Here is a 9,894-nt window from a genome sequence, read left to right on the forward strand (position 1 = left end):
GCCGGCGCGGCGAGCCTCTTCATGGCGTGGTCTATCGGCGCCGGCTCGTCGGGGTCGACCCCGTTCGCCCCGGCGGTCGGCGCGAACGCGATCTCCGTGATGCGCGCCGGCCTGATCGTGGGGGTGTTGGGGCTGCTCGGCGCGGTGTTGCAGGGCGCAAACGTGACTGAGGCGGTCGGCACCGAGCTGATCGGCGGCGTCACGCTCACCGCCGGCGCGGCCATCGTCGCGCTGGTCACCGCCGCGGGACTCGTCGCGATCGGCGTGTTCGCGGGGTACCCGATCGCGACCGCGTTCACGGTCACCGGCGCGGTAGTCGGGGTCGGCCTCGCGATGGGCGGCGATCCCGCCTGGCCGAAGTACTCCGAGATCCTCACGCTGTGGGTGCTCACGCCGTTCGTCGGCGGCGGCATCGCCTACGTCGTGGCGCGGTCGCTGATCGGCGAGCGCCTCCCGGAGCGACCGCTCACCGCGGCGCTCGCGGGGCTCGTCGGCGTGATCGTCGCGAACGTCGGGTTCGCGCTGTTAGGCCCGCCGGGCGAACAGGCGTCGCTCTCCGAGACGGTCGGTCCGGAGCTCGGCGTCGGCGCGATCGGGACCCCGCTCGTCACGGTCGCGGTGGCGGCGGTCGTCACCGCCGCGGTGTATCTCGACCTCGGTCGCGACCGCGAGGGGGCCCAGCGCCGGTTCCTGCTCGCGATGGGCGGGCTCGTCGCGTTCTCCGCCGGCGGGTCGCAGGTGGGACTCGCGATCGGGCCGCTCGTTCCCCTGTTCGTCGGCGACGCGGGGATTCCCCTGTGGGCGCTGCTCGTCGGCGGCGGCGTCGGCCTGCTGGCCGGCTCCTGGACCGGGGCGCCGCGGATGATCAAGGCGATCTCGCAGGACTACGCGTCGATGGGACCGCGGCGGTCGATCTCGGCGCTCATCCCCTCGTTCGCGATCGCGCAGACCGCGGTCGCGTTCGGGATCCCCGTCTCGTTCAACGAGATCATCGTCTCCGCGATCGTCGGCGCCGGCTACGCCGCCGGCGACGCGGGCGTGAGCCGGGCGAAGATGGGATACACGGTGTTCGCGTGGATCGGGTCGCTCGTGGGGTCGCTCGCGCTCGGCTACGGGATCTACTCGGCCGTGCAGTTCGTGCTCTGAGCGAGGTGACGAGCGTCGAAGCCGTCGGAATTCGGGTAGTTGTATATGAACGGGATTGTCCGCGAGGCGTCGGTGAATGCCCGCGAAGCCACAACCGCTCGTTTATACATGCCTGTTGGTGGATCGACGGAAGGTGTCCAAAGCCTCAGCCGCTCGTTTATACCCGGTGACTGCCGATCGATGGTGAACACCGCCAAAGCCCCGGCCGCGAGGACGGCGCACGCTCGCTTCGCGCCTCACTCGGTCGCTATCGCTCCCTCATTACGGTGCTTGCGTCGTCATCAGAACGCGTAACGTTCTGATTGGCTCACGAGAGCGGAGCTCTCGTGAACGCCTGCGCCGTCCTCGCGGCTGCCCCTTTGAGTCCACCCCGCACCGCAACCGCAGCCGCAGCCTCACGCCTCCCCAGCCTCGCGGTTCGCGCTCTGCGAGCGCTCACCGGCTCCCTCGCGCGTGCACCTCGCGCCCTACGGGCGCTCGGCGGCACGCGCCGACCGCGAGCGTGAGTGTATTAGCATCGATATCGGCTACTCGTCGCCCGGGTACGTCGGAATCCGCCCGGACCGTGCGCTCCCGTCGACGAACGGCAGGGCGGCGCGCGTCGCCGCGACCTCCTCGCCGTCGACGCGCACGGTGACCGGATCGAGGTCGGCGTCGAACCGGACCAGCGCCAGCGCGATCGGACCGCCCGAGGCGGGACCGACCGCCGCGCGGGTCACCTCGCCGACCGCCTCGTCGCCGGCGAAGACGGCCGCGCCGGACGTCGGGAGGACCTCGTCGTAGCCCTCCGGGTCGGCGTCGCCGTCGATCGCGCCGGTCGCGTCGGCGAGTCCGTCGAGCCGTAGCCCGACGAGCCGGCGGCTTGGCCGCCCCTGGTTCTCGACGCGAGAGACGACCTCCTGTCCGACGTAACAACCCTTCTCGAAGTCCAGGGCGTTGCGGAGGCCGAGGACGTTCGGCACCGTTCCCTCCAGCTCGTACTCGAAGAGCGGCGTGCCCGCCTCGGCGGAGAGCGCGTCCCACGTCCGGTAGCCGAACGGGGCCGCGTTGAGCCCGCGGTTGATCAGCGTGTCGAACACCTCCTCGGCGTCGTCGGCCGCGCAGACGACCTCGTAGCCCTCCTCGCCGAGCGGGGCGTCGCTCGAGATGACGGTGACGCCCGCGTCGACCATCGAGCCGCGAACGAAGGAGAGCGGCTTCTCGGGGGCGCCCGGCCCGCCGAGCACCGAGGCGACCTTCTCGGTGGACTTGGGCCCGTGGACGCCGAACACGCCGAACTCGTCGGAGGCGTCCTCGACCGTCACGTCCTGGATGAACACCTTGTCCGACCAGTCCTCGGCGACGTCTTCGGTGCGCTCGGGCGGGAGGAACACGAGCAGTCGCTCGTCGGCGTTGTACACGTACATGTCCGTCTCGATGCCCCCCTGCGGGTCGAGCAGGAGCGCGTACACCCCCTGCCCGTCCTCGGCCGGGACGCGGTTAGAGACGGCGTTGTCGACGAATTCGACGCGGTCGTCGCCGGTGATCGCGAGCACCCCGTACCCCATCTCGATCGCGCCGACGACGTTGCGGACCGCCTTCCCGACCCGCTCTGGCTTCCCGTAGTGGTCGACCACCCGACGGCCGCCGCGGTCGCGGTACGTCGCGCCGTGGGCGCCGTGGGTGCCGGAGACGAGAGTCATACCCCGATCGACGCCGGGGAGCGGCAAAAGGTCGCTGGCTCGTCGTCGGGTCGCGAGGGCGTTCGGTCGCGACGCGACCGCGGCGGCGCGAGGGCGGACGGACTTACAGCCCGAGCCGGTCCCGGATCGTGTCGACGATCCCTCCCGGCGGGTCGTCGGCCGGCGCCTCGGGATCGGGGATCACGCGATCGTGCGCGTAGACGCGGACCCGCTCCTCGCTCTCGACGGTGATGAGCGAGTCCTCTTTCAGGGCTGAGAGCGCTTCCTCGACGGCGTCGATGTCGGCGTCGACGGCCGCGCGCAGCTCCAGCACCGTCATCCCCTCGTCGCCGCGGTCGACGAGCGCGTCCAGCAGCGCGACCTCGACGTCGGGCCGGTCGCGGTATTCCGGCTTTGCGGCCATGCGCGTTAGTTAAACAGGACGGGGTTTACCTCTACCGGCGAGCGCTACCGGACCAGCCGCGAACAGGAGCCGCAGAGGTTCTCCTCTTTCACGTCGACCTCGCGGACGGTCGGGGAGAAGGACATGACGCACTTGCTGTTGTCGCAGTGCTCCAGCCCGAGGGTGTGGCCGATCTCGTGGACGACCTCCTTTCGGACGCGGTCGGAGAACACGTCGACCGCGGGCTTCGTGGACACGCCCCCGTCGGAGGAGGTGCGGAGCCGGTGTGTCGAGATCACGGAGCCGTTGCCGTTGAGGTACGCCAGTCCGAACACGTAGTTCCGGCGGCGGTAGTAGAGGTCCTGCGGGGTGATTCCGATGTTCTTCTCGCCGCCGCCGACCCGGCTGACCGTCTCGATCAGGTCCTCGGCGCGGTACTGGTCGCGACCCTCGTCGTAGGCGGTCTCGGGGATCGGCTGATCGTCGTGGACCGTGACGTCACAGTCGTACACCGATCGGAGCGCGGCGGAGGCCTCCCGTTTCACGCGGGGGGTGACCTCCCCGACGGGGACGATGTCCACGAGCATGGAACCGCTTATGACCGCCCCAATCATAAAGCCCGCGCCGTGGTCTCGCCACCCCGCCTCGCGCTCGTCGAGGAGCTCGCCCGCCACGACCGGCTGCTAGAGGTCGGCGTCGGCGACCGCCCCGGAATCGCGCGGTCGCTCGCCGAGCGCGGCCGCGACGTCGTCGCGATCGACGTCGCCGTCGGCGAGCGCGCGCTGGCGACCGCCCGGGAGACCGAGGCGGCGACGGTCGCGGGATCGCTGCGCGCCGTCGAGGCCGACGTGCTGGCTCTCGCGGCGGCGACGGACGCCGAAGCGGGAGCCGAGGCCGACTCGACCGAGGGCCATCCGACCGAGGGCGAGTTCGACGCGGTGTACGCGTGTAACCTCCCGGCGGAGCTCCAGCGCCCGACGGTCGCGCTCGCCGAGCGCCTCGACGCCGCGTGCCTGTTCACGACTCTCGGCTTCGAGGAGCCGACGGTGCCGGTCGGTCGCCGGTCGCTCTCCGGAACCACCGTCTACGTCGCTCGCGGCGGCTCGGCGGGGCCCGAATCCCCGGGCGTCGATCGCGGACGGTGACGGAGTTCCGGCCGAATCGGCCGCGAACCCGAACGTTCTTTCCCCCACCTGCCGGCGTACGGGTATGCAGGTCGACGCAGTCGTTCTCGACATCGACGGCGTCCTCGTCGACGTGGGCGACTCGTATCGACGGGCGATAATCGAGTCCGTCGACAGGGTGTGCGGCAAGACGATCGACCGCGACACGGTCCAGGCGTTCAAAGACGCCGGCGGGTTCAACAACGACTGGGAGCTGACGGACGCCGCCGCGCTGTACGTGCTGGCCCGCCGCGAGGGCCTCGGGATGGACCCCGACGCGTTCACCGACCGGGTCGCCGAGGCCGGGGGCGGCCTCGCCGCGGCGAAAGCGGTCGTCGGCGACCTCCCCCGAGTCGCGCAGGCCCGGGTGCGAGACCAGTGGGACACCGAACGCCTCCGCGAGACGTTCCAAGCGCTGTACCTCGGCGAGGAGTTGTACCGCGAGCTGGAGGGCGGGGAGCCGCCGCTGTCGGCGCCGGGGTACATCCACGACGAGCCGACGCTCGTCGACCCCGAGACGATCGCCGACCTCACCGAGCGGTTCGACGTCGGCGTGTTGACGGGGCGACCCGCGGCCGAGGCGGAGATCGCCCTGGAGCGCGTCGGCCTCGACGTCCCCGAGGACCGGCGGTTCACGATGGACGACTGGGAGGAGGGGAAGCCGCACCCCCGCGCGCTCGTCGCGCTCGCGGAGCGGTTCGGCGCGGAGCGCGTCGCCTTCGCCGGCGACACCCTCGACGACGTGCGGACCGCGCGCAACGCCGACGACGAGGACGCGAGCCGGGTCTACTACGGAGTCGGCGTCCTCACCGGCGGCCTGACCGGCGAGGAGGGACGACGGAAGTACGCCGAGAACGGGGCCGACGCCGTCGTCGAGGACGTGAACGAACTGGTCGAGCTGCTGGAGTAGCCGAGGCGAAGCGATACCCGTCGCTCGCGGGGACGCTTGCCGCGAGAAAATGGGCCTTGCCGGATTTGAACCGGCGATCACTCCGTTATGAGCGGAGGGCTTTGAGCCAGACTAAGCTAAAGGCCCGTGCCAATCTGAAGTATAACAGACTCATTCTTTAGGTTACCGCATTAGCCCAATCAGATCCCGCCGAGAGCCGAATCTGGTCTATCTTCCAAGTATCAGTTAGCGTCCATTTGGTTGTTGTTCGCGGCAGATTCGAATCGGGACGTGGTGGTTGATTCCCCTGCCTCTTAGGTAGAGACGAGAAATATACGTCAGGAGTTCTCAGACCAGATTAAATACCCCTACGGCAATTCCACCCAATACAATTAACGCCAATAATAGTAATAGAGACCTTGTCAGTCGACCGTCGGTGTTGTCTACTTTAACAACATCTGGATGTGCGCTTTTGTCGATGTTCGGGTTTTCTGACTCTTGATTGAACCACGGTCCGGTATCCTTTCCGGCCTCTCGTTTCAGAGCCCGCTCGGCTTTCTCAATCTTGAGCTGTTGACAATCGTGCGACTCGGGTAGCCGGTGCTCCGAGCAAAACACCTCACCACATCGCTTGCATGTGTACGGAAGACCAGCCAAGTTGCAACCACAATGGTCGCAATCCATGATTGCGCGTTTACCGGCTTTGGTATAGATGTATTGATAACAAATCCGACAAACACACGCCACGCGACCAGTTCGCGAAAGAAGACGCCGAAGCCAGGACTCGAACCTGGGACCGCCTCGTGACTGTGACGTTCGGGGGAAGTCCGCCGAGCGTCGTAACAGCGAGGCGCTCTACCAACTGAGCTACTTCGGCTCATCTTTCGGTACTCGCGTTGTTTTGATATGGCTTTCGTTTCCGCCCGACTCGGCTGCGACGGACCGCGCGGGCGCGTCGAGTCGTCGGCGGCCGGTTTTCCGAATGATTCGCCGCCCCCGCGACCGACACGTTTTCGGCCGGACCGCGAGAGATCCGGACATGGACGATTCCGAGGCCGGCGATCCCGAGTCCGACGCCCTCGAGGCGGTTCTGTCGCGCGTCCGCGACCGGGTGGTCCCGGAGCCGGCGGAGCGCGAGCGTCTGCGAGCCGTCGCCGAAGAGCTCGTCGAGCGCGCCCGCGGGGCGATCGCCGATCTCCCCGTCGAGGCCGACGTGGTGCAGGTGGGGTCGACGGCCCGCGGGACGTGGGTCTCCGGCGACCGCGACATCGACCTGTTCGTCCGGTTCGAACCCGGTCTCGACCGCGCCGAGCTGGAGGAGTACGGGCTCGCGGTCGGCCACGCCGTCCTCCCCGACGGCCACGAGGAGTACGCCGAACACCCGTACGTGAAGGGGACCTACGAGGGGTTCGACGTCGACCTCGTCCCGTGTCACGACGTGGAGGCCGCCGCGGAGCTCGTCTCCGCGGTCGATCGGACCCCGTTCCACGACGCGTACCTCTCCGCGCGGCTCGGCGACGAGCTCGCCGCCGACGTCGTGCTCGCGAAGGCGTTCCTGAAGGGGATCGGCGCCTACGGGAGCGACCTCCGCACGGAGGGGTTCTCCGGGTACCTGACGGAGCTGCTCGTGTTGGAGCTCGGCGGGTTCGTCCCGCTCGTCGAGTCGGCCCGGAGCTGGCACCCGCCGGTGGAGTTCGACCCCGAGGGGCACGCCGAGGCGACGTTCGACGACCCGCTCGTCGTCGTCGACCCCACGGACCCGACCCGAAACGTCGCGGCGGTCCTCTCGGCCGCGAACGCGGCGCGGTTCCAGCACTACGCCCGCGAGCTGCTCGCGTCGCCGCGCGAGTCGCTGTTCGAGCCGCAGGACCTCGAACCGCTCGACGTCGCGGCCGTCCGCGACCACCTCGACCGGCGGGAGACGACGCCGATCGCCGTCGTCTTCGACGCCCCCGACCTGGTCGACGACCAGCTGTGGCCGCAGCTCCGGCGCTCCCTCGACGGGGTCGTCCGCGGGCTGAACGCGCACGGATTCGACGTGCTGCGCGCACAGGCGATGGTCGACGACGACCGGGCCGAACGCGGCCCGACCGGTCCCGTCCGCGCCGCGCTGTACGCCGAGCTAGAGGTCGACGAGCGGCCGGCAGTCGAGCGCCACGAGGGCCCGCCGGTCGCGGTGCGGAAACACGCTGCGAACTTCTACGAGTCGTACGCCGACGACGTCGACCCGGAGACGTACGGCCCGTTCATCGACGGCGATCGGTACGTCGTCGAGCGGGAGCGGGAGTTCACGACGGTGCGAGCGTACCTCGAGAGCGACGCCGCGGGCGACGTCGCGCTCGGGGCGCAGGTGACGCGGGCGTTCGCCGAGCGCGACGTGCTGGTCGGCGACGCCGTCGCGACGCTGGCGCCGACGTTCGGGACGACGCTCCGCGAGTTCTACGAGCCGCACCCGTGATCGGCTCGCTTCGCCGCTGCCGGTCCCGCGGTCTCACCCCGAGACGCGGTCAGAGATCAGATAGACGAGGGCGACGATCGCCACGAGGACCGCTCCGACGGCGGACATGAACGCCGCGACGCGCGGAAAGGCGAGCCAGAAGGCGACGTAGAAGGAGAAGCCGAACGCGAGGAGCCCGGCGATAACGACGCCGCGGGTGGGATTCTGCACGGCGGCGACGAACACGCGCTGCGGCAGCGTGAGATCGCCGAACGACGGTGCGTCGTCGCCGAAGTCTCCGGTCGCGTCCTCCGCGGTCGCGGCGCTCCGGTCCGGGTCGGCGGGGTCCGGACCGCCGGCCGCGCGCTCGGTGTCGGCCCTCTTGTCCGACCGGCTCTCGGCGTCGTCAGTCACGGAAGGCAGTACGTCCCGGAGGGGCCTTTACCTGTCGCTCCCGGGCGTCGCGTCCGGGGAACGGCAGATCCGCGGGTCACACGAGCGCTCCGACGAGCGCCGCCCCGGCGAGAAAGCCGGTCAGCGCGGCCGCCAGGTTCGCGGCGGCGAACCCGACCGCGACGCCCGCGTCACCGCCGCTCGCGGTCGACACCGTCTCGACGGCGAACGACGAGAACGTCGTGAACGCGCCGCACGCGCCGACCGCGACGAGCAGGGTCGCCGGCGAGCCGATCGGCGCGGCGAGGACGGCGCCGAGCGCGAGGCTGCCGAGCGCGTTGACTGCCACCACGGAGCGGCGCCCTTCGATCCGGAGCCCGACGGCGTGTCTGGCGACCGCACCGATCGACCCACCGACGCCGACGAGCGCGGCCGCGAGGATCGGTCCCGTCACGACCGCCCCCCGACCGCGAGACCGCCGAGCGCGGCCGCGAACCCGACCGCGTAGCTCGCGGCGACGTACCCGGTCCCGGCGAGCGCCCCGAGCGCGACGGCGTCGCCGACGAACGTGCTGTAGGTCGTGAACGACGAGAGCGCGCCGGTGCCGACGAACAACTGCGCGCGGGTCGTCGTCGCCCGAGAGACCAAGAGGCCGAGCGCGAACGATCCGACGGCGTTGACGACGAGCGTGCCGGCGCCGGTGGGAGTTCCGACCGCGACGGCGACGGCGTGTCTGGCGACCGCGCCGAGGAAGCCGCCGGCGGCGACGAGCAGAAACCCGAACGGCGTCCGTTCCATACGAACGCGTCGCCGGGGGTCATCTTGGGCCTTCGGACTCGACCGCGTCCGGGCGAGAAGCGCCGAGGTCGCCGGCCGGCTCGTCGACACGGGCGGCGTCGGCGGTACACACGTCGCTCGCTCGGGGGCTCCCGCCGCCGTGCGGCGTCCGTCGCTCGCGCACTCGAAGGGTGTGGGCGGTCTCGGTCGCGTCGTCGACGACGAGCGCCTCGCCGGTGCCGGTCGGGAGTCGCGAGGCGAGGTCCCCCGCGAGGTACGTCGCGTCGGCCTCCGCGAGGCGAGCCACGTCGCGTTCGGCGGTGAGTCGGTGACAGACCAGCAGGTCCGACTGCGAGACGGCCACGCTCGGCAGGGCGCCCGGGCGCTGCGTCGCGCAGACGAGCGAGACGCCCGGCGCGCGGCCGCGTGTCAGGAGCGTCCTGAGCGCGGGATCGGCGACGCCGCCGAAGAAGGCGTGCGCCTCGTCGACGAGCAGCCACGGGAGCCGGTCGCAGTCGCCGTCGATCCGGGCGTCGTACAGGCCGCGTGCGACCGCCCTGACGACGGCGGCCGCGGCGGCCTCGGGGACCCCCGCGAGGTCGAGTACCGTCGGCGCGCCGTCGGTCGCGAGGGAGGCGATCGGCGGCGCGTCGGCGTCGAACACGCCCCACGACGCCGCGAGCCGGAGGTGGTTCGCGGCGGCGCGGCGGGCGTCCGCCGGCGCGTCGGCCTCGGCGACGCGGCCGCGCAGGTCGGCGACCGAGACCGCGTCCGCGCCTGCGTCTCCCGCGACGCCCGCGTCCCGCGTCGCCTCGGCGACGGCCCGCCACACCACTCCGCCCGGACCGCTCGTCGGATCGAGACCGAGGAGGTCCGGCCACGCGGCCGCCGGGATCGCGGTCGGACGAACGGCGGGGTCGACCACGCGACCCCCCGCGTTCCTGAGGCCACCGAAGACGCCCATCGGGTCGACGACGACCGCCGAGACGCCCGACGCGTCCGCGAGCCCCTCGGCGAGCACGCCG

The 9,894-nt window shown here is 70.8% G+C and carries 12 protein-coding genes and 2 tRNA genes; 4 read left to right on the top strand and 10 right to left on the bottom strand.

Translation table 11 applies throughout. The annotated features are described in order from the left end of the window. Nucleotides 1-1,146: inorganic phosphate transporter (locus DJ73_RS02445; protein ID WP_141212891.1), on the top strand; the 1,146-nt coding region annotated here is incomplete at its 5' end. Nucleotides 1,147-1,673: 527 nt separating this feature from the next. Here DJ73_RS02445 and DJ73_RS02450 read toward each other — a convergent pair. From DJ73_RS02450 to DJ73_RS02460, 3 genes are all read right to left on the bottom strand, one after another. Then, on the bottom strand, nt 1,674-2,828 hold the full coding sequence (locus tag DJ73_RS02450; RefSeq protein ID WP_094525626.1) for an aminomethyltransferase family protein: 1,155 nt from the start codon (nt 2,826-2,828) through the stop codon (nt 1,674-1,676). Nucleotides 2,829-2,931: 103 nt separating this feature from the next. After that, nucleotides 2,932-3,231 carry a DUF6432 family protein gene (locus tag DJ73_RS02455; protein WP_094525628.1) on the bottom strand — a complete coding sequence of 100 codons (300 nt, stop codon included), beginning with the start codon at nt 3,229-3,231 and terminating at the stop codon, nt 2,932-2,934. A 44-nt stretch (nt 3,232-3,275) separates the two neighbouring features. Beyond that, entirely contained in the window at nt 3,276-3,797 is a 522-nt protein-coding gene (locus DJ73_RS02460) for an archaemetzincin family Zn-dependent metalloprotease (protein WP_094525630.1), read from the bottom strand. A 39-nt stretch (nt 3,798-3,836) separates the two neighbouring features. Between DJ73_RS02460 and DJ73_RS02465 the strand changes: the two genes are divergently transcribed. Together DJ73_RS02465 and DJ73_RS02470 are read left to right on the top strand one after the other, a co-directional pair. Continuing rightward, nucleotides 3,837-4,355, top strand: coding sequence for a UPF0146 family protein (locus tag DJ73_RS02465; protein ID WP_094557211.1), 519 nt, complete (start codon nt 3,837-3,839; stop codon nt 4,353-4,355). A 64-nt stretch (nt 4,356-4,419) separates the two neighbouring features. Then, nucleotides 4,420-5,283: a TIGR01548 family HAD-type hydrolase gene (locus DJ73_RS02470; protein WP_094557212.1), complete on the top strand. Its 864-nt coding sequence runs from the start codon at nt 4,420-4,422 to the stop codon at nt 5,281-5,283. Between the two features lie 50 nt (nt 5,284-5,333). On the opposite strand, the gene DJ73_RS02475 is transcribed toward DJ73_RS02470, so the two are convergent. The 3 genes from DJ73_RS02475 to DJ73_RS02485 form a co-directional block, all read right to left on the bottom strand. Then, nucleotides 5,334-5,409 (bottom strand) — tRNA-Ile (locus DJ73_RS02475). Between the two features lie 201 nt (nt 5,410-5,610). Further along, complete coding sequence (locus tag DJ73_RS02480; RefSeq protein ID WP_241881378.1) at nt 5,611-5,946, bottom strand: AN1-type zinc finger domain-containing protein; 336 nt, start codon at nt 5,944-5,946, stop codon at nt 5,611-5,613. Nucleotides 5,947-6,031: 85 nt separating this feature from the next. Further along, nucleotides 6,032-6,139, bottom strand: a tRNA-Asn gene (locus DJ73_RS02485). Between the two features lie 162 nt (nt 6,140-6,301). Here DJ73_RS02485 and cca point away from each other — a divergent pair. Continuing rightward, entirely contained in the window at nt 6,302-7,720 is a 1,419-nt protein-coding gene (gene cca, locus DJ73_RS02490; protein WP_094557213.1) for a CCA tRNA nucleotidyltransferase, read from the top strand. A 33-nt stretch (nt 7,721-7,753) separates the two neighbouring features. Here the strand turns inward: cca and DJ73_RS02495 are convergent, their stop codons facing one another. The 4 genes from DJ73_RS02495 to DJ73_RS02510 all read right to left on the bottom strand — a co-directional run. Further along, on the bottom strand, nt 7,754-8,113 hold the full coding sequence (locus DJ73_RS02495) for a hypothetical protein (protein WP_094525638.1): 360 nt from the start codon (nt 8,111-8,113) through the stop codon (nt 7,754-7,756). A 76-nt stretch (nt 8,114-8,189) separates the two neighbouring features. After that, nucleotides 8,190-8,546, bottom strand: coding sequence for a CrcB family protein (locus tag DJ73_RS02500; RefSeq protein ID WP_094525640.1), 357 nt, complete (start codon nt 8,544-8,546; stop codon nt 8,190-8,192). Continuing rightward, nucleotides 8,543-8,890, bottom strand: a complete 348-nt coding sequence (locus DJ73_RS02505) for a CrcB family protein (RefSeq protein WP_094557214.1) — start codon at nt 8,888-8,890, stop codon at nt 8,543-8,545. The genes DJ73_RS02500 and DJ73_RS02505 overlap by 4 nt, the downstream gene beginning before the upstream one ends. Nucleotides 8,891-8,909: 19 nt before the next feature. After that, nucleotides 8,910-9,894 (bottom strand): ATP-binding protein (locus tag DJ73_RS02510; protein WP_254921572.1); only part of this gene is annotated, 985 nt, incomplete at its 5' end.

The sequence above is a fragment of the Halorubrum sp. Ea1 genome (genome assembly GCF_002252965.1).
Lineage (GTDB): Archaea > Halobacteriota > Halobacteria > Halobacteriales > Haloferacaceae > Halorubrum.

What these genes read in the sequence shown, in the direction of transcription:
- DJ73_RS02450 (WP_094525626.1), bottom strand. Translation starts at nt 2,828, where the DNA reads ATGACTCTCGTCTCCGGCACCCACGGCGCCCACGGCGCGACGTACCGC.
- DJ73_RS02455 (WP_094525628.1), bottom strand. Translation starts at nt 3,231, where the DNA reads ATGGCCGCAAAGCCGGAATACCGCGACCGGCCCGACGTCGAGGTCGCG.
- DJ73_RS02460 (WP_094525630.1), bottom strand. Translation starts at nt 3,797, where the DNA reads ATGCTCGTGGACATCGTCCCCGTCGGGGAGGTCACCCCCCGCGTGAAA.
- DJ73_RS02470 (WP_094557212.1), top strand. Translation starts at nt 4,420, where the DNA reads ATGCAGGTCGACGCAGTCGTTCTCGACATCGACGGCGTCCTCGTCGAC.
- DJ73_RS02480 (WP_241881378.1), bottom strand. Translation starts at nt 5,946, where the DNA reads ATGGATTGCGACCATTGTGGTTGCAACTTGGCTGGTCTTCCGTACACA.
- cca (WP_094557213.1), top strand. Translation starts at nt 6,302, where the DNA reads ATGGACGATTCCGAGGCCGGCGATCCCGAGTCCGACGCCCTCGAGGCG.
- DJ73_RS02505 (WP_094557214.1), bottom strand. Translation starts at nt 8,890, where the DNA reads ATGGAACGGACGCCGTTCGGGTTTCTGCTCGTCGCCGCCGGCGGCTTC.